At 60.9% G+C, this 17,552-nt stretch carries 18 protein-coding genes, 3 tRNA genes and 1 riboswitch; of the genes, 4 read left to right on the top strand and 17 right to left on the bottom strand.

Annotated elements, in window-relative coordinates; genetic code table 11:
• Nucleotides 1-66: 66 nt before the first annotated feature.
• The 10 genes from AMK02_RS08155 to AMK02_RS08110 all read right to left on the bottom strand — a co-directional run bounded on the left by AMK02_RS08155 (nucleotide 67) and on the right by AMK02_RS08110 (nucleotide 6,806).
• The gene (locus AMK02_RS08155) at nucleotides 67-768 is read right to left on the bottom strand and encodes a hypothetical protein (RefSeq protein WP_064801826.1); all 702 of its coding nucleotides are present in this window, start codon (nucleotides 766-768) and stop codon (nucleotides 67-69) included.
• 2 nt (nucleotides 769-770) lie between these two features.
• On the bottom strand, nucleotides 771-2,075 hold the full coding sequence (gene nuoF / locus AMK02_RS08150) for an NADH-quinone oxidoreductase subunit NuoF (RefSeq protein WP_064801825.1): 1,305 nt from the start codon (nucleotides 2,073-2,075) through the stop codon (nucleotides 771-773).
• Nucleotides 2,076-2,085: 10 nt separating this feature from the next.
• The gene (locus AMK02_RS08145; RefSeq protein WP_064801823.1) at nucleotides 2,086-3,246 is read right to left on the bottom strand and encodes an NADH-quinone oxidoreductase subunit E; all 1,161 of its coding nucleotides are present in this window, start codon (nucleotides 3,244-3,246) and stop codon (nucleotides 2,086-2,088) included.
• A 16-nt stretch (nucleotides 3,247-3,262) separates the two neighbouring features.
• On the bottom strand, nucleotides 3,263-3,535 hold the full coding sequence (locus AMK02_RS08140) for a hypothetical protein (RefSeq protein ID WP_064801821.1): 273 nt from the start codon (nucleotides 3,533-3,535) through the stop codon (nucleotides 3,263-3,265).
• A complete protein-coding gene (locus AMK02_RS08135) occupies nucleotides 3,535-4,725 on the bottom strand; it encodes an NADH-quinone oxidoreductase subunit D (RefSeq protein ID WP_064801819.1) in 1,191 nt (396 codons plus the stop codon). The genes AMK02_RS08140 and AMK02_RS08135 overlap by 1 nt, the downstream gene beginning before the upstream one ends.
• 67 nt (nucleotides 4,726-4,792) lie before the next feature.
• On the bottom strand, nucleotides 4,793-5,395 hold the full coding sequence (locus tag AMK02_RS08130; protein WP_064801817.1) for an NADH-quinone oxidoreductase subunit C: 603 nt from the start codon (nucleotides 5,393-5,395) through the stop codon (nucleotides 4,793-4,795).
• Between the two features lie 18 nt (nucleotides 5,396-5,413).
• The gene (locus tag AMK02_RS08125) at nucleotides 5,414-5,998 is read right to left on the bottom strand and encodes a NuoB/complex I 20 kDa subunit family protein (protein WP_064801815.1); all 585 of its coding nucleotides are present in this window, start codon (nucleotides 5,996-5,998) and stop codon (nucleotides 5,414-5,416) included.
• Nucleotides 5,989-6,354 carry an NADH-quinone oxidoreductase subunit A gene (locus AMK02_RS08120; RefSeq protein ID WP_010055493.1) on the bottom strand — a complete coding sequence of 122 codons (366 nt, stop codon included), beginning with the start codon at nucleotides 6,352-6,354 and terminating at the stop codon, nucleotides 5,989-5,991. Before AMK02_RS08120 ends, AMK02_RS08125 begins: the two co-directional genes overlap by 10 nt.
• Before the next feature lie 247 nt (nucleotides 6,355-6,601).
• A tRNA-Asp gene (locus AMK02_RS08115) sits at nucleotides 6,602-6,678 on the bottom strand.
• A gap of 51 nt (nucleotides 6,679-6,729) precedes the next feature.
• Nucleotides 6,730-6,806 (bottom strand) — tRNA-Asp (locus AMK02_RS08110).
• Between the two features lie 413 nt (nucleotides 6,807-7,219).
• Between AMK02_RS08110 and AMK02_RS08105 the strand changes: the two genes are divergently transcribed.
• Nucleotides 7,220-7,295 (top strand) — tRNA-Val (locus AMK02_RS08105).
• Between the two features lie 284 nt (nucleotides 7,296-7,579).
• The gene (locus AMK02_RS32555) at nucleotides 7,580-7,792 is read left to right on the top strand and encodes a hypothetical protein (RefSeq protein WP_064811676.1); all 213 of its coding nucleotides are present in this window, start codon (nucleotides 7,580-7,582) and stop codon (nucleotides 7,790-7,792) included.
• A 24-nt stretch (nucleotides 7,793-7,816) separates the two neighbouring features.
• On the opposite strand, the gene AMK02_RS08095 is transcribed toward AMK02_RS32555, so the two are convergent.
• On the bottom strand, nucleotides 7,817-8,365 hold the full coding sequence (locus AMK02_RS08095) for a glutathione peroxidase (protein ID WP_064801811.1): 549 nt from the start codon (nucleotides 8,363-8,365) through the stop codon (nucleotides 7,817-7,819).
• 127 nt (nucleotides 8,366-8,492) lie between these two features.
• Nucleotides 8,493-8,855: a hypothetical protein gene (locus AMK02_RS08090; protein WP_064801809.1), complete on the bottom strand. Its 363-nt coding sequence runs from the start codon at nucleotides 8,853-8,855 to the stop codon at nucleotides 8,493-8,495.
• 163 nt (nucleotides 8,856-9,018) lie between these two features.
• Here AMK02_RS08090 and AMK02_RS08085 point away from each other — a divergent pair, with 163 nt between their 5' ends.
• Nucleotides 9,019-9,624, top strand: coding sequence for a class I SAM-dependent methyltransferase (locus AMK02_RS08085; protein ID WP_064801807.1), 606 nt, complete (start codon nucleotides 9,019-9,021; stop codon nucleotides 9,622-9,624).
• Nucleotides 9,625-9,629: 5 nt separating this feature from the next.
• Here AMK02_RS08085 and AMK02_RS08080 read toward each other — a convergent pair whose 3' ends face one another.
• Nucleotides 9,630-10,031 (bottom strand): (R)-mandelonitrile lyase, encoded by a 402-nt coding sequence (locus AMK02_RS08080; protein ID WP_064801805.1) that lies wholly within the window; start codon nucleotides 10,029-10,031, stop codon nucleotides 9,630-9,632.
• Between the two features lie 141 nt (nucleotides 10,032-10,172).
• Here AMK02_RS08080 and AMK02_RS08075 point away from each other — a divergent pair, with 141 nt between their 5' ends.
• Nucleotides 10,173-11,159, top strand: coding sequence for an aldo/keto reductase (locus AMK02_RS08075; protein WP_064801803.1), 987 nt, complete (start codon nucleotides 10,173-10,175; stop codon nucleotides 11,157-11,159).
• A gap of 237 nt (nucleotides 11,160-11,396) precedes the next feature.
• On the opposite strand, the gene AMK02_RS08070 is transcribed toward AMK02_RS08075, so the two are convergent.
• From AMK02_RS08070 to clpX, 4 genes are all read right to left on the bottom strand, one after another.
• Nucleotides 11,397-12,305, bottom strand: coding sequence for a DMT family transporter (locus tag AMK02_RS08070; RefSeq protein WP_442966367.1), 909 nt, complete (start codon nucleotides 12,303-12,305; stop codon nucleotides 11,397-11,399).
• Between the two features lie 184 nt (nucleotides 12,306-12,489).
• A riboswitch (FMN riboswitch) is annotated at nucleotides 12,490-12,641 on the bottom strand.
• 116 nt (nucleotides 12,642-12,757) lie between these two features.
• Entirely contained in the window at nucleotides 12,758-13,033 is a 276-nt protein-coding gene (gene hupB / locus AMK02_RS08065; RefSeq protein WP_003558438.1) for a DNA-binding protein HupB, read from the bottom strand.
• 206 nt (nucleotides 13,034-13,239) lie between these two features.
• A complete protein-coding gene (gene lon / locus AMK02_RS08060; protein WP_064801801.1) occupies nucleotides 13,240-15,657 on the bottom strand; it encodes an endopeptidase La in 2,418 nt (805 codons plus the stop codon).
• A gap of 403 nt (nucleotides 15,658-16,060) precedes the next feature.
• Nucleotides 16,061-17,338: an ATP-dependent Clp protease ATP-binding subunit ClpX gene (gene clpX, locus AMK02_RS08055; RefSeq protein WP_004680013.1), complete on the bottom strand. Its 1,278-nt coding sequence runs from the start codon at nucleotides 17,336-17,338 to the stop codon at nucleotides 16,061-16,063.
• Between the last annotated feature and the right edge of the window lie 214 nt (nucleotides 17,339-17,552).

The following is a 17,552-nucleotide window of genomic DNA, read 5'->3' as shown; positions in this document are numbered from 1 at the left end:
CAGCGTGAGGCTCCCGCCCCTGCGCCGATCCGCCCTATCTCCGGCCGGTTTGCACGGCCGGACAGTTCATTTCCTTCTGCGGCCCCGCCCGGCGAGAACCTTCGCCTGGCCGATCCAGTCGTCGCGGGCGATGCGGCCGTTGAAGCCAAGATCGGCGTCGAGCCGGGCGATGTCCTCGTCGGTCCAGGCGGCAATCTCAGCAAAGCTGCGAACGCCCCTGGCATTCAGCACCTGCTCCAGCTTCGGGCCGATGCCGGCGATCAGCTTGAGATCGTCGGCCTTTGCAGTCCGCGCAACCGGCTTTGCCTTCGCGACCGACTTTGCCTTGCTGGCCGGCTGCGGTTCGCTTGCCGGGATGGGCGCGCTCGCCGGTTTAACCACGGTCAGTCTCGGCCCTGCCTTCTTCTCGAGCTCGGGTTTGTCGGCCGCGGGCTCGGTGAAAACCTTGACGGCCGGACGGATATTTTCCGGCCGGATGTCGACATCGGGCACCGGTTCGTCCGGCGGCGTATCGTCGAGGGCGGCCGCGAGCTTGCCGGTCGTTTCCAGCGCGCTCTGGAAGGCCCCGAAAAAGGCGCCCGCCATCTGTGTCGAGAAACCGAAGCCGATCGCGGTTGCGGCGGCAAAGGCTGCGGCGGGATGCGCCATCAGCGGATGCACAGGCAACGCCTGTGCGTTTTCCAGCATCTCGGCGGCAAGACGACCGAAGCCGGCCGCGATATCGGCTGTCTCTTCCTTCTTCCCACTTTTCGATGCCTTGTCCGTCATGATTATTCAGCCGCCTCCAGAACCGCGCCGTGGTCGAGCGCGCTTGCGGTATACTGGTCGATGCGCTTTTCGATCTCCGGGCGGAAGTTACGGATCAGACCCTGCACCGGCCATGCGGCGGCGTCGCCGAGCGCACAGATGGTGTGGCCTTCGATCTGCTTCGTCACCTGAAACAGCATGTCGATTTCGCGCTTCTGGGCATTGCCCTTGGCCATGCGTTCCATCACCCGCCACATCCAGCCGGTGCCTTCGCGGCAGGGCGTGCACTGGCCGCAGCTCTCATGCTTGAAGAAGGCGGAGATGCGGGCGATCGCCTTGATGACGTCGGTGGACTTGTCCATGACGATCGCGGCGGCCGTGCCGAAGGAGGAGCCGACGCCGCGCAGGCCGTCGAAATCCATCGGGCAGTCGATGATGTCCTTGGCCGGAACGATCGGGCAGGATGCGCCGCCCGGAATGACGGCGAGCAGATTGTCCCAACCGCCGCGGATGCCGCCGGCATGGCGGTCCACCAGTTCGCGGAAGGTAATGCCCATTTCCTCTTCGACCGTGCACGGCTTGTTGACGTGGCCGGAGAGCATGAACAGCTTGGTGCCGACATTGTTCGGGCGGCCGATGGACGAGAACCAGCCGGCGCCGCGGCGCAGGATCGTCGGCGCCACAGCAATCGATTCGACGTTGTTAACCGTCGTCGGGCAGCCGTAGAGACCCATATTGGCCGGGAACGGCGGCTTCAGGCGCGGCTGGCCCTTCTTGCCTTCGAGGCTTTCAAGCAGCGCGGTCTCTTCGCCGCAGATATAGGCGCCGGCGCCGTGATGGACGAAGATGTCCATGTCCCAGCCGAGCTTGTTATTCTTGCCGAGCAGGCCGTAATCATAACATTCGTCGATCGCCGCCTGCAGCGCCTCGCGCTCGCGGATATATTCGCCGCGCACATAGATATAAGCGGTATTGGCGCCCATGGCGAAGCTTGCGACGACGCAGCCTTCGATCAGCGTGTGCGGATCGTGGCGCATGATGTCGCGGTCCTTGCAGGTGCCGGGCTCCGATTCGTCGGCATTGACGACGAGGTAATGCGGACGGCCGTCGCTTTCCTTCGGCATGAAGGACCATTTGAGACCCGTGGGGAAGCCGGCGCCACCGCGGCCGCGAAGGCCAGAGGCCTTCATCTCGTTGATGATCCAGTCGCGGCCTTTTTCGAGGATCTGCTTGGTGCCGTCCCAGTGGCCGCGGCTCATCGCACCCTTCAGGGACTTGTCCTTGAGGCCGTAGATGTTGGTAAAGATGCGGTCTTTATCTTGTAACATGCTTCACCTCTTACCGCGGCTTCTTGCCGAAGACCTTGATATATTCCGCTTCGCCGCCCTTGGCGAGCGCCTTGGCCTGCTTGACCCAGTCGTCACGCTCGATGCGGCCGCGGAAATTCAGGTAGCCATCGACCCATTCGCGCTCGGCCTTCTTCCAGCCTGCCACCTGCGAGAAGGTGAAGATGCCGATTTCGTTCAATGTCGCCTCGATCTTCGGACCGACGCCGGAGATCATCCTCAGGTCATCCGGAGCGGCGGGCTTTTCGATGCCGGCCGGGCGGTTCTTGTCGGTCAGGCTTGGCTTGGCCGCCGGGGTGGTTTCGGCCTTCGCGGCCGGCGCCGGCTCGGCAGGCGCGGTGCCGGAAACCGGCTGCTGCTCGGCTGCCTTGGCGTTTTTCGCTGCCGCCTTCGGCGCCGTTGCCGGCGTCTTCAAGATCGCATTGGTCTCGGCATCGGTGCTCTTCGGGCGGCCGGCCTCGGAGGGCGGGATCGGCGCGCCGTCGGCCGGCGCCGACACGCTTTCGGCATCGGTCTTCTTGGCGCGTGTCCTTGCCTTCGGCTCTTCCGTCGTCAGCGAGGTCAGGCCGCCTTCAGGTGCTGAGAATATCCGGTCGACCTGGGTGCCCGGCTTGATGCTCGCGCCATTGCCGGTGGCAAAGGTGTCGATGATCTCTTCGAGACGTTCGGGCGTCAGATCCTCATAGGTGTCCTTGCCGATCATCACCATCGGGGCGTTGACGCAGGCGCCAAGACACTCGACCTCTTCCCAGGAGAGCGTGCCTTCGGCATTGCGCTCGAAGGGGTGCGCGTGGATCTTGCTCTTGCAGACCGACATCAGCGCTTCCGAACCGCGCAGCATGCAGGGCGTGGTGCCGCAGACCTGGACATGGGCCCGCGTGCCGACGGGATGCAGCTGGAACTGCGTATAGAAGGTCGCGACCTCGAGCACTCTGATATAGGCCATGTCAAGCATGTCGGCGATCTTTTCGATCGCCGCGCGCGTGACCCAGCCGTCCTGTTCCTGCGCTCGCATCAGCAGCGGAATGACCGCCGATTGCTGGCGGCCGGCGGGGTATTTCTGGATCGTCTTGTCCGCCCAAACCGCATTTTCATCGCTGAAAGCGAATGCGGCAGGCTGAAATTGATCTTCGGCTAATCGACGAACGGACATTCTTCCTCACGCCTTGTCAGTTTAGGGTTCCACACCGCGAAGCGGTCAAAGACTGCATTTCGCAGGCATAGGCCGACTGGTCTTTCTGCATAAATACGACGAATTTTCCGCCGTTCGGAACGGCGGCCTTGATCTGATAGCCCTTGGACAGAAGCTCGCCCATGGACGATTGCTGCCCCGGCGGCGTCACTTCCTTATGACCCAGCGGCGTGCCGAGGGTGTCGGCCTCCTGGGCCGAAACCCCGGATGCCGCAAGAAGAATTGCGACGGCCAGCGGCAGAAGCTGCATCAGCGGTCCACCTCGCCGAAGACGATATCGAGCGAGCCAAGGACGGCAGCGACGTCGGCAAGCTGGTGGCCGCGGCACATAAAGTCCATCGCCTGCAGATGGGCGTAACCCGGAGCGCGGATCTTGCAGCGATACGGCTTGTTCGAGCCGTCGGAGACGAGATAGACGCCGAACTCGCCCTTCGGCGCCTCGACGGCGGCGTAAACCTCGCCGGCCGGCACGTGGTAGCCTTCGGTGTAGAGCTTGAAATGGTGGATCAGCGCTTCCATCGAGCGCTTCATCTCGCCGCGCTTCGGCGGCACGACCTTGCCGTCGATCGACGAGAACGGACCGGTCTTGGCATCCGAGAGCAGGCGATTGACGCACTGCTTCATAATGCGGACCGACTGGCGCATCTCGATCATGCGGATCAGGTAGCGGTCGTAATTGTCGCCGTTCTTGCCGATCGGGATGTCGAATTCGAGATCGGAATAACATTCGTAGGGTTGGGCGCGACGCAGGTCCCAGGCGGCGCCCGAACCGCGCACCATGACGCCGGAGAAGCCCCAGGCCCAGCAATCTTCCAACGAGACGACGCCGATATCGACGTTGCGCTGCTTGAAGATGCGGTTGCCGGTGAGCAGGTCGTCGATATCATCGAGCGCCTTCAGGAAGGGATCGCACCAGTCGCCGATGTCCTGAACGAGCTTTTCCGGCAGATCCTGATGGACGCCGCCCGGGCGGAAATAAGCGGCATGCATGCGCGAACCGCTGGCGCGTTCATAGAACACCATCAGCTTTTCACGCTCTTCAAAGCCCCAGAGCGGCGGCGTCAGCGCGCCGACGTCCATCGCCTGCGTCGTGACGTTCAAGAGATGCGAGAGGATGCGACCGATCTCCGAATAGAGCACGCGGATCAGCTGGCCGCGGATCGGGATCTCGATGCCGAGCAGCTTTTCGACGGCCAGCGCATAGGCATGCTCCTGGTTCATCGGCGCGACATAATCGAGCCGATCGAAATAGGGCACCGCCTGCAGATAGGTCTTGGTCTCAATCAGCTTCTCGGTGCCGCGATGCAACAGGCCGATATGCGGATCGACTCGCTCCACAATTTCGCCGTCAAGCTCCAGGACAAGACGAAGAACGCCGTGCGCCGCCGGATGCTGCGGTCCGAAATTGATGTTGAAGTTGCGGACGTTATGTTCTGTCATTTGCAACGCGCTCCGCTATTGCAGGCATTAGCCAATAGGCAATAGGCAATGGTGTATTCTTCAGATCCTACTGCTTCGCCTTTTCGTCGCCCGGCAGCACATATTCCGTGCCTTCCCAGGGAGACATGAAGTCGAAATTGCGGAATTCCTGTTTCAATTCCACTGGCTCGTAGACGACGCGCTTTGCAGCGTCGTCGTAACGGACCTCGACGAAACCTGTCGTCGGGAAGTCCTTGCGCAGCGGGTGGCCCTCGAAACCGTAGTCGGTCAGGATGCGGCGCAGATCCGGGTGGCCGGTGAACAGGACGCCGTACATATCCCAGGTTTCGCGTTCGAACCAATCGGCGCCGGGATGAACCGCACAGGCCGATGGGACCGGCGTATCCTCATCGGTCGCGACCTTGACACGGATGCGCAGGTTCCTCTTCGGCGACAGCAGATGATAGACGACGTCGAAACGCAGTTCGCGCTGCGGCCAGTCGACGCCACAAATATCGATCAGGTTGACGAATCCGCATTTGGCGTCGTCACGCAGGAAGGTCAGGAGCGCGATCAGGTTTTCACCCGTCGCCGTCAGCGTCAGCTCGCCATACTTCATCTGCGAAGCGGCGATCAGGTTGCCGCGCATTTCGCCAAGATAGGAGGCAAGCTCAGTCAGGGCTTCACTCATATGCCTTGTCCTTAACCCTTAGCGTTCGATCGTGCCGGTGCGGCGGATCTTCTTCTGCAGCAGAAGCACGCCGTAAAGCAGTGCCTCCGCCGTGGGGGGACAGCCCGGCACGTAGATGTCGATCGGCACGACGCGGTCGCAACCGCGCACCACGGAATAGGAATAATGGTAATAGCCGCCGCCATTGGCGCAGGAGCCCATCGAGATGACATAACGCGGCTCGGGCATCTGGTCGTAAACCTTGCGCAGAGCCGGCGCCATCTTGTTGGTCAGCGTGCCGGCGACGATCATCACGTCGGACTGGCGCGGCGAAGCGCGCGGCGCGAAACCAAAGCGTTCGACGTCATAACGCGGCATTGACAGCTGCATCATTTCGACGGCGCAGCAGGCAAGACCGAAGGTCATCCACATCAGGGAGCCGGTGCGAGCCCAGTTGATCAGTTCGTCCGTCGAGGTGACGAGGAAACCCTTGTCGGCGAGTTCGTTGTTGATCTCGCCAAAAAATGCGTCGTTGCTGCCGATCGGCTTGCCGGTCGACGGATCGATGATCCCCTTCGGCTGCGGTGCGACGAGCGGCTGATTGCTCACAGGGGTCACTCCCATTCCAGGGCTCCCTTCTTCCATTCATAGATAAAGCCGATGGTCAGCACGAGGAGGAAGACCATCATGGACCAGAAGCCGAACCAGCCGATGGCGCCGAAGGAAACGGCCCAGGGAAAGAGGAAGGCGACCTCGAGGTCGAAGATGATAAAGAGGATCGACACGAGATAGAAGCGGATGTCGAACTTCATGCGGGCGTCGTCGAAGGCGTTGAAGCCGCATTCGTAAGCCGAAAGCTTTTCCGAATCGGGCGCTTTGAAAGCCACGGCGAACGGCGCAATGAGCAGCGCCAGGCCGATAACGAGCGCGATGGCGATGAAGATAGCGATCGGAATATAGGAACTGAGCAGTTCAGTCATCATGTTCATCCTTGCTTGCCGGAGGCGCCAGGCGGCGCATTTGGGCAATTGCCCGACAAGCGAACGTGCGTTGCAACAAGCCGTGGTTAGCGCAGCCGACGCCGCGGCGCAAGACTTTTACAGAGGCAATTCGACGCGTCGCGCGCGGACATTATCAAGCAGATGCAACGATGTCGCGACAAATTCGCAGAAGTCGATTCAAGCTGCATGCCTGACCCTTGAAAACTGCATGGCTTTCGGAAGAGAATGGCGCGAGTGACGGGGCTCGAACCCGCGACCTCCGGCGTGACAGGCCGGCACTCTAACCGACTGAGCTACACCCGCGCATAGTGGACGAAAGAGCCGGACCGCGGCGTCTGAACGCCTGCTTTGAAATGGCGCGAGTGACGGGGCTCGAACCCGCGACCTCCGGCGTGACAGGCCGGCACTCTAACCGACTGAGCTACACCCGCACTTCATTTCAAGCAATCCGGATGCCTTCGCACCCTTACCAAAACGGCTGCCCGTTTCGATGAGCGGCTAACTACGGGGTTCGCCTTTTAGTGTCAAGCAGGTTTGGAGACAAAACCATGACAGTCGTTGAATTGTTTCGGCAAAGCCGCTGCAGGAAGAACGGAAAGCCGGCAATTCCAACCTCCGCAGCCGTAGCGAGGCACGATCGGAGCCGACGGCGCAGGCAAAATGCGTAAGTCCGCCGCCTTCCCCTCCCCTTTATCCACAGGCGACCGCGCCCGATCGGCAGCGCAGACCAGCAGACGACCGCCAAAAAAATCAAAAATTCTTCACAAACACTCTTGCGGTTTTGCCGCGATCCGCATAGATCACGGCCACCAACGCAGCAGGCCGATCCGGCTTCGCCAGCGATGGGCGATTAGCTCAGTTGGTAGAGCGCCTCGTTTACACCGAGGATGTCGGGAGTTCGAGTCTCTCATCGCCCACCATTTTTTACAAAGTGCCAAACAGCTGGATAATGCCGAGGCTTCGCAGACAGACGCCCGCATTGATTCGTCACCATATTTGCAATTCCAGTTGCACAACCTATCCAGCCGAGGCGCCCGGCAGCTTTAAATGCGCCGCTCCTTGAAAGCCAGTGCTCCACCAAAACGGACTATCCCCGGCTGGCACGCCACCTCCTATTGGGCGAATGGATGGGGGCGGGCAAAAGTGAGACTATTCGTCGCCCGGAAGTCTCCGCAGTTGAAGGCTTACGGCGCCGGGGGGTGCCATGAGAACTCTATGCTCCGCATTGACGCTGTGCATCGCGATCGCCCTTGGCGCGCCGAGCGCCACATATGTCAGCCTGCCCGGATACGCGTTCAAAACGAATCCGAACTGCCAACGCCACGTACCGAAGACGAAGTTTGACAGAAGGTGCGACCAGCCGAGACTGGGTTTCAAGGACTTTACGCCCCCGCTTGTGACCGTGCTCGGGATCTGAAGATCCTGCTCGGCTCCTAGCAAATCATCCCTTCGCCAGCTCTTGATCCACCGCCGAAACCAGCCGCGAATCGTCTGCCGTCACATCGGGCGCGAAGCGGGCGGCGATTTGGCCGCCGCGGCCGATCAGGAATTTTTCGAAATTCCAGAGGATGTCATCCTCGTCGCCGCCTGATATGCCGTGGGATTTCAGGCGTTCGCGCATCGGACCCTCGCCCGTCGTCTTCACGCCCGATTTGGTCAGCTGCCGGTAGAGCGGGTGCTGGGCGTCGCCCTTGACCGAAATCTTAGAAAAAATCGGGAAAGTGACGTCGTAGGTGGTGGTGCAGAAATCGAGGATCTCGGCGTCGGTGCCGGGTTCCTGGCCCTTGAAGTCGTTGGCGGGGAAAGCGGCGATGACGAAGCCGCGCTCGCGCTTTTCGCCATAGAGTCTTTCAAGCCCCTCATATTGCGGCGTGAGCCCGCACTTCGAGGCGACATTGACGATCAGAAGCACCCTGCCCTTGTATTCGTTCAGCGTGGTCTGTCGACCATCCACCGTCTTGACCGGAATATCCAGCACATTGCCCGTCATGGGAACCTCCAATTGGCAAGGATCGTTCGGGGAGCTTAGCGATAGCGCCGCCATTGTCATCAGGGTGAAGGATCAACTCGGCGTCAGCATCCCCGGCGTCGCCGTTTGGCGACACCGGGGAAGCCCCTCAGGCGGGTGAGGTTTCCCTTACGTCGTCGAGCAGGAAATGGACCACGAGGTAATCGGTCCTGTAGTGGCGGCCGCTGTCGGAGACGGATTCGACGCTCCTGCCATCCTTTGGATGCCAGGGATGGTAATGGGGATTAGTGGTGATGAGCGTGATGGCCTTGCCGACGAACGGTCCCTCACCCAACCGGAAACGCATCTCGGCGAGCGGCCAGATTCGCTCGTAATCTTCCATGGCGATTCGCGCCTTCAGCGCTTTCCGATGCAGCGGCTCACCGGCGCCAGGCTCGGCGGACGATTCCAGCATCACTTCTTCGGCATCGGCAATGATGGCATTGAACTCTTCGGGCCACATCCGTCTCATGAAGTCGCTCCTCCCAGGGCTCTTTCGTCATTTACAGGCGAAACTTAACCTTTTGTCCGGAAGAAGCAAATTCTTGTCATGCCGTTGTCATCCGCGTCGGCTGCTCCTACGTTCCCGTCATACCGCATCAGGGCCGTCAGCCGCCCCAATCCCGAGATCAGAGATGAAGACACGTGAAGAAAGGCAGGCGCTGCGGGCGAGCATGCCGCGCACCCCGCTCAGCGCCCATCATATGGAAAACGCCCGCCTGCTGCCGGATCGCGGCGAACTGCTCTACCGGATCCCGAATGGCGGCATCGGCGTCGAAGTGGGCGCAGCCTTCGGCGAATATACGGCGGAGATCCTGGAAAAGAATCGCCCGGCGCAGCTATATCTCATCGATCCCTGGTCGATGGATCGCTACAGCTCCGGGCTCGACGCGATTCACACGAATTTCGCGGCCGAGATCGAGGCCGGCCGGCTGCACCTGATGCAAGGCACATCGCTCGACAAGCTCGCCGAATTCGAGGACGACTTCCTCGACTGGGCCTATATCGACACCGACCATTCCTTCGAGCTCACCTGGCAGGAGCTCCTGCTCTGCGAGAAGAAGGTGAAGCGGACAGGACGCATTGCCGGCCACGATTTCTGCACCGGCAACACGGTCAAACCGATCGTCTACGGTGTCGTCGAGGCGGTTACCAAATTCTGCAAGGATTATGGCTGGCAATTCGAATTCCTGACGGTCGAATCACATGCGCATTTTTCCTATTGCCTGAAGCGCCTCTGATCAGCTCACGCCTTGCCGGAATATTGATCGTCGCTGACCTTTTCCATCCAGTCGACATGCCTGCCGTCCAATGCCTCGTGGATGGCGATGTGCGTCATTGCCGTGTCCGGGCCGGCGCCGTGCCAGTGTTTTTCGCCCGGCGCAAACCAGACGGTGTCGCCGGCGCGGATCTCGCGGATATCCCCGCTCCAGCTCTGGGCGAGGCCCTTGCCCGAGGTGACGATCAGCGTCTGGCCGAGCGGATGCGTGTGCCAGGCCGTGCGGGCGCCCGGTTCGAAGGTGACGGAGGTTGCCCTCACCCGGGCCGGCGCCGGCGGCTCGATCAGCGGATCCTGGCGAACGGCGCCGGTAAAGTAGTCGGCCGGCGGTTTCGTCGAAGGGCGAGAGCCGGCGGGTTTGATCTCCATGATCGTTCCTTTCCATCCATTGCGGTTGAAGCCTTATCTGCGGACGATATTTGATCGAGGCGACCGATCAAGACCGGATCGGCAATTGCCGCACAGTTGCCCGCCTGATAGGCCAGTGTCTTTCATAACGGGGAGATGTTCATGAAACACCATGCTTTTGGCCGCATGCCCTTCACCGTCACCAATGTCGGCTTCGGCGCCTGGCAGATCGGCGGCTCCTGGGGCGACATCAGCGAGGCGGATGGGCGCGCGGCGCTGAATGCCGCGCTCGATGCCGGTATGACGTTCATCGACACGGCGGATGTCTACGGCGACGGACGCTCGGAAAAGATCATTGCCGATGTCTTGAAGACGCGCGGCGGCGAGCGCCCGATGGTCGCGACCAAGGCCGGCCGCCGCCTCAACCCGCATGTCGCGGAAGGTTATAGCAAGGCCAATCTCGAAGGCTTCATCGACCGCAGCCTAGAGAATCTTGCGGTCGACAGTCTCGACCTCGTGCAGCTGCACTGCCCGCCGCGCGAGGTGCTTTACCAGCCTGAAATCTTCGAGAGCCTGGATACGCTGCAGAAAGCCGGCAAGATCAAGGGCTATGGCGTCAGCGTCGAAAAGGTCGAGGACGGGCTGAAGGCGATCGAATATCCCGGCGTCGTCAGCATCCAGATCATCTACAACATCTTCCGCCAACGCCCCGACCATCTGTTCTTCGCCGAGGCGCGCCGCAGGAACGTGGCGATCATCGCCCGCGTGCCGCTCGCAAGCGGCCTTCTCTCCGGCAAGATCAGCCGCGAGACGCAGTTTGCCAGCGACGACCACCGCAATTTCAACCGCCACGGCGAAGCTTTCGATGTCGGCGAGACCTTTGCGGGCGTACCCTTCGAGGTCGGGCTGCAGGCGGTCGAGGAAGTGCGCAAGCTAGTGCCGGCCGGCGCCACCATGGCCGCCTTTGCGCTGCGCTGGATCCTGATGAGCGATGCGGTCACCGTCGTCATCCCCGGCGCCCGCAATGCCGAACAGGCGAAAGCCAACGCGGCTGCCGCCGACCTTGCGCCGCTTTCAGCGGATGTCATGGCGGCAACGCGCGAGATCTACGAGCGGCTGATCGCCCCGCATGTGCATCAACGCTGGTAGCGCTGGAGGTTCTTCGTAAGGACTACGCGAGACGAGAACAGCCTCTCATCCGGCTACCCTCACCGACCGGGGTCGAGCCACTCGTCTCGACCCGTCCTTCGGACCCCCGCTCGCGGGGCGAGGGGACCAAGCCGCAACCTCCCCGTCCCCCGCTTGCCTCTCGCAGGGCGCGTCCCCTCTCCCCGTTTTTACGCATGACGGAGACATGACGACCGGCAGGATTTCAGAGAGTCGGCGTCAGGCTGCCTGCTTTTCCCGACGCATCTCATTTCTCATGATGAAGAGCGACGCGGAAAGAATGAGTGCAGCGCCCAACCACAGATAGCCGGCGGGCGCATAGCCGAAGAACAGCCAGCCGGCGAGAACGTTCAGCGGCAGCTTCAGGTCATCGAAGGGCTGGACATAGGCGGCGTCGGCGCTGGCATAGGCTAGGGTCAGCAGATATTGCGCCACGACCGTCAGGAGGCCAGCCAGAAGGAAGAGCGCGAGTGTCGTGCCTGTCGGCACTGCGAAACCCGCGGCAAGCGCCAGACCGCCGTTGATCGGCGTCAGCAGCACCAACAGCCAGACGGTGATGGTCTCCGGCCTCTCGATACCCGTCAGGCTCTTGGTGATGAGCGATGAGGCACCCCAGAGCAGTGCCGAGAGCACCGGCAGGAGCGCTCCCCAGGTGAAGCTGTCCGACCATGGCTGGAGGATGATCATCGCGCCGGCAAAGCCGACACCGGTCGCTGCCCAGCGGGCGGGGCCGACGCGCTCACCGAGGAACAGGCGGGCACCGAGAATGATGAAGAAGGGTGAGGTCATGACCAGCGCGATCGCCTGCCAGATCGGCACCGAGGCAAGACCGGAAACCCAGGCCTCGACACCAAGCGCGGCAAAGACGACGCGCACGACGTGGCGCCAGGGATAGTCCGTCCGCATAGCAGCAAGGCCGGATTTGCGCAGGAAGGGCAAGGAGAAGAGGAAGGCGAAGGCATATTGCCAGAAGGCTGCGGAGGCTGGCGGAAAGGCAAGCTTCATGGTCAGCCATTGGGTGACGACGTTGAGCAGCGAGAAGGCGACGCCTCCAAGCACCATGAAAACGGCGCCGGCAATGGCGCGGGAACGCGGCATTGTAAGGGAATTCTGATTCATGTCTTCCATCCAGAACTACAGCGCAGCGCGTCTTTCCAGACGCGCAAAGGACGCTGTAGCGCTTTTAATTGCTGCATAATTTCATCCTTAAATCGATTCCGATTTGAGGAGTTATGCAGGCGACCAACATAAATCAGGACGCATGAGGCAACGGCGCGCAGACGCCGGCAGTCCCCTGCTCGCTCGCGGCCATGCTCATTCTCTTTCATCCGGACTATACCGTCGGCTCCGGAATCGCACCGGATCTGCTGACCCTTCCCCGGCCAAAGCTTCGGAAGGCGCTCGCGGGCTCGGGCCGCAGCCCTTACCGCCGGTGGGGACTTTCACCCCGCCCTGAGAACAGCACGTTCGTAAAACAAAGCACTGCTTGCGGCAAGCGGCAAAACAAAAGGGGTCCGGCAGTGCCGAACCCCTCGAAATCCTGCTCAGCCGTTCTCGTTTACGGCCGGCGGACGATCAAATCAGCCGTTGACGGCGTCCTTCAAGCCCTTGCCGGGCGTGAACTTCGGCACGTTGCGAGCCGGGATATCGACTTCAGCGCCGGTCGACGGGTTACGGCCCTTCGTTGCAGCGCGATGAGAAACGGTGAAGCTGCCGAAACCAGCGAGGCGGATGTCGCCCTTGTTCTTGAGTTCGGCCTGGACAACGTCGAAAACCGCGTCAACAGCGGAAGCCGCGTCAGACTTCGTCAGTCCTGCCTTTTCGGCGACTGCGGACACGAGTTCATTCTTGTTCATGTTTCCACCCCTTTCTAAATGGTATGAAACGACTCAAATCTAAGCTAGGCGCAGATTAGGTTTCATCAGGCCCGCCGGGAACCCAAAAGCCCTGCAAATCAAGGAAAAGCAAGCGTCTCCATGACGTTTTCACAAAAAAGGCTGGCGTTTCCGCCAGCCTTTTCGCGTCTTTTGCGCTAATAGGGCACAAATGTGGCAAACGCCACTCAATGCGCTATGGTTGCGCCCGTATCATCAAGGCCTTCGACCGACGTGATGACAGGCGTTTCCACCGTGCCATCCCACTCGATCGGCTCCGGCCGCCGGATCAGCGCGTGCTTGATCACCTCGCCCATCCGGGAGACCGGGATGATCTCCATGCTGTTCTTCACATTGTCCGGAATCTCCGCCAGATCCTTGGCGTTCTCCTCCGGAATCAGCACCTTCTTGATGCCACCGCGAAGCGCTGCGAGCAGCTTTTCCTTGAGGCCCCCAATCGGCAGCACACGGCCGCGAAGGGTGATTTCACCGGTCATGGCCACATGCTTGTTGACCGGGATGCCGGTCATGATCGAGACGATGGCGGTTGCCATGGCGACACCGGCCGACGGACCATCCTTCGGCGTCGCACCTTCCGGCACGTGCACGTGGATGTCGTTCTTTTCGAACATCGGCGGTTCGATGCCGAAATCGACGGCGCGCGAGCGGACATAAGAGGCCGCCGCCGAGATCGATTCCTTCATGACGTCCTTCAGATTGCCGGTAACCGTCATGCGGCCCTTGCCCGGCATCATCACACCTTCGATGGTCAGCAGTTCGCCGCCGACTTCCGTCCAGGCAAGACCGGTCACGACGCCGACCTGATCCTCGCCCTCGGCTTCGCCATGGCGGAAGCGCGGGACGCCGAGATAGTCGGCGATGTTGGCGGCCGTCACGTGAACGGACTTCGTCTTGCCCTTGATGATCTCGGTGACCGCCTTGCGGGCGAGCTTCATCAATTCGCGTTCAAAGCTGCGGACACCGGCTTCGCGGGTATACTGCTGGCTGATCGCCATCAGGGCGTCGTCGCTGACCGAGAATTCTTCCGGCTGCAACGCATGTTCCTTGATAGCCTTCGGCAGCAGGTGCCGCTTGGCGATCTCGCGCTTCTCGTCCTCGGTGTAACCGGCGATACGGATGATTTCCATGCGGTCCATCAGCGGTGCAGGGATGTTCAGCGTATTCGCCGTCGTGATGAACATCACGTCCGACAGGTCGTATTCGACTTCCAGATAGTGGTCCATGAAGGTCGAGTTCTGCGCCGGGTCGAGCACTTCGAGCAGGGCGGAGGACGGGTCGCCGCGGAAATCCATGCCCATCTTGTCGATTTCGTCGAGCAGGAAGAGCGGGTTGGACTTCTTTGCCTTCTTCATCGACTGGATGACCTTGCCGGGCATCGAGCCGATATAGGTGCGGCGGTGACCGCGGATTTCGGCTTCGTCGCGAACGCCGCCGAGCGCCATGCGGACATACTCACGGCCGGTCGCCTTGGCGATCGACTGGGCGAGCGAGGTCTTGCCGACACCCGGAGGGCCGACGAGGCAGAGGATCGGGCCCTTGATCTTGGTGGCGCGGGCCTGCACGGCGAGATATTCGACGATGCGCTCCTTGACCTTGTCGAGACCGAAGTGATCGGCTTCGAGGATCTTTTCGGCGTTGTTGAGATCGGCCTTGATCTTCGACTTCTTGCCCCAGGGAATGCCGAGCAGCCAGTCCAGATAGTTGCGCACGACGGTGGCTTCGGCCGACATCGGGCTCATCTGACGCAGCTTCTTCAGCTCCGCATCGGCCTTTTCACGGGCCTCCTTGGACAGCTTGGTCTTGGCGATGCGCTCTTCCAGTTCGCTCATCTCGTCGCGGCCTTCCTCGCCGTCGCCGAGCTCCTTCTGGATCGCCTTCATCTGCTCATTGAGGTAGTACTCACGCTGGGTCTTCTCCATCTGGCGCTTGACGCGCGAGCGGATGCGCTTTTCGACCTGCAGGACCGAAATCTCGCCTTCCATGAAGCCGAGAGCCTTTTCGAGGCGCTGCTTGACGCTGGTGGTTTCCAGCATCTCCTGCTTCTCGGTGATCTTGATCGACAGGTGCGAGGCGACCGTATCGGCGAGCTTGGAATAGTCGTCGATCTGGCTGGCGGCGCCGACCACTTCAGGGGAAATCTTCTTGTTGAGCTTCACATAGCTCTCGAATTCGGAAACGACCGAGCGCGACAAGGCTTCCAGCTCGACCGGATCGTCATGGGGCTCCTCGAGCACATGGCCGAGCGCCTCATAGAAATCCTCACGGCTCGTATAGGTGTCGATCTCGGCGCGGGCGCGGCCTTCGACCAGAACCTTGACGGTGCCGTCAGGAAGCTTCAAGAGCTGCAGCACGTTTGCCACGGTGCCGACATTGTGGATCGCCGAAGGGTCCGGATCATCGTCACTGGCGTTGATCTGCGTCACCAGCATGATCTGCTTGTCCGAGCCCATGACCTCTTCGAGCGCACGGATCGACTTTTCCCGTCCGACAAACAGCGGCACGATCATATGCGGGAAAACCACGATGTCACGCAAAGGCAGAACGGGGTAGGCAGTGCTGCTCGCTACAGACGTTTTCTTCGTCATTTTTTGTCCTTTCCATCGTCCCGTTACCGGGCTCTCTGCACGACCGCTTGGGATCGGCCGGCACTCTCACTTGGCCTACAAGTGGAGGTTCTGACTACGCTTTTCAAGCCACGCTAACGCCCGCGTTCCCCGGATATGACAGCTTTGTTACAACGGAACACCAGCACTATGAAACGCGTGGCTGGACCGGCGCTTACCACTTCCGACCCGGCTAAATACAACGCCAGCAATACACTCACGGAATCACTGCATCATTGCCAAGCACCGCTCCCTGCGCAACATCGGCAAGGGCAAGCTCCAGTTCCCACCGCCAAAATACTAACAGCGCCTCGCATGGTTTTTCAAATAGAAAGGGGCTCGCCCATGGCAAGCCCCTTAAAATAATGGTGTGAAAACCATAAGATTACGCGGAAGCGTTGGCTTTTTCTTCCTGACGATCGGCATAGATGTAGAGCGGACGCGCCGAGCCGCGCACCACTTCCTCCGAGATGACGACCTCGCGCACGCCTTCCAGCGTCGGCAGCTCGAACATCGTGTCGAGCAGGATCTTTTCCATGATCGAACGGAGGCCGCGGGCGCCGGTCTTGCGCACGATCGCCTTGCGGGCGATTTCGCGCAACGCATCCTCGTGAAAGGTCAGTTCCACATCCTCCATCTCGAACAGGCGCTGATACTGCTTGATCAGCGCGTTCTTCGGCTCGGACAGGATCTGGATCAGCGCGTCCTCGTCGAGATCCTCGAGCGTCGCCAGAACCGGCAGACGGCCGATGAATTCGGGGATGAGGCCGAACTTGACCAGATCTTCCGGCTCGAGTTCGCGCAGGACTTCGCCGACACGGCGGTCGTCCTGAGCCTTGACGGTCGCACCGAAGCCGATCGAGGTCTTCTCGCCGCGGGCGGAGATGATCTTGTCGAGGCCGGCGAAGGCGCCACCGCAGATGAACAGGATGTTCGTCGTGTCGACCTGCAGGAATTCCTGCTGCGGGTGCTTGCGGCCGCCCTGCGGCGGGACGGAAGCGACCGTACCTTCCATGATCTTCAAAAGCGCCTGCTGCACGCCCTCGCCCGAGACGTCGCGGGTGATCGACGGATTGTCGGACTTGCGCGAAATCTTGTCGACTTCGTCGATGTAGACGATGCCGCGCTGGGCGCGCTCGACATTGTAGTCAGCCGCCTGCAAGAGCTTGAGGATGATGTTTTCGACGTCCTCACCGACATAACCGGCTTCCGTCAGCGTCGTGGCATCGGCCATCGTGAAGGGAACGTCGATGATGCGGGCGAGCGTCTGAGCAAGATAGGTCTTGCCGCAGCCTGTGGGGCCGACGAGCATGATGTTCGACTTCGCCAACTCGACTTCGCCGTTCTTGGAGGCGTGCGCCAGGCGCTTGTAATGGTTGTGAACGGCGACCGACAGGATCTTCTTCGCCTGGCGCTGACCGATGACATATTCGTCGAGGACCTTGATGATGTCCTGGGGCGTCGGAACGCCGTCGCGGGACTTGACCATCGAGGACTTGTTTTCCTCGCGGATGATGTCCATGCACAATTCGACGCATTCATCGCAGATGAAGACGGTCGGTCCGGCAATCAGTTTCCGGACTTCGTGCTGGCTCTTTCCGCAGAACGAACAATAGAGGGTGTTCTTGGAGTCGCCGCCGTTGCTGCCGCTGACCTTGCTCATATCATTTTCCTTCCAGCACGCCGCATTTCAAGGCGAAATCGCGGTCCACTCTATCAGCTCCTGGCGGCACTCCGTTTCCGGAGCCTTTGCCGAGAAGGGCTTCAGGGGCTACGAACCGGTCCCAATCAACCATGTCCAGGTTCCGGCGGCAACGAATTCCCCTTCGAATGCCGAATGCTATGTCATAAAAATTCAACATAGCATTAATAGTTAC

The organism is Rhizobium sp. N731 (assembly GCF_001664145.1).
In the GTDB taxonomy this organism is placed as follows: Bacteria; Pseudomonadota; Alphaproteobacteria; order Rhizobiales; family Rhizobiaceae; genus Rhizobium; species Rhizobium esperanzae.
Note: the sequence above shows the minus strand (reverse complement) of the source record. Positions and strands in the feature narration are given on the sequence as shown.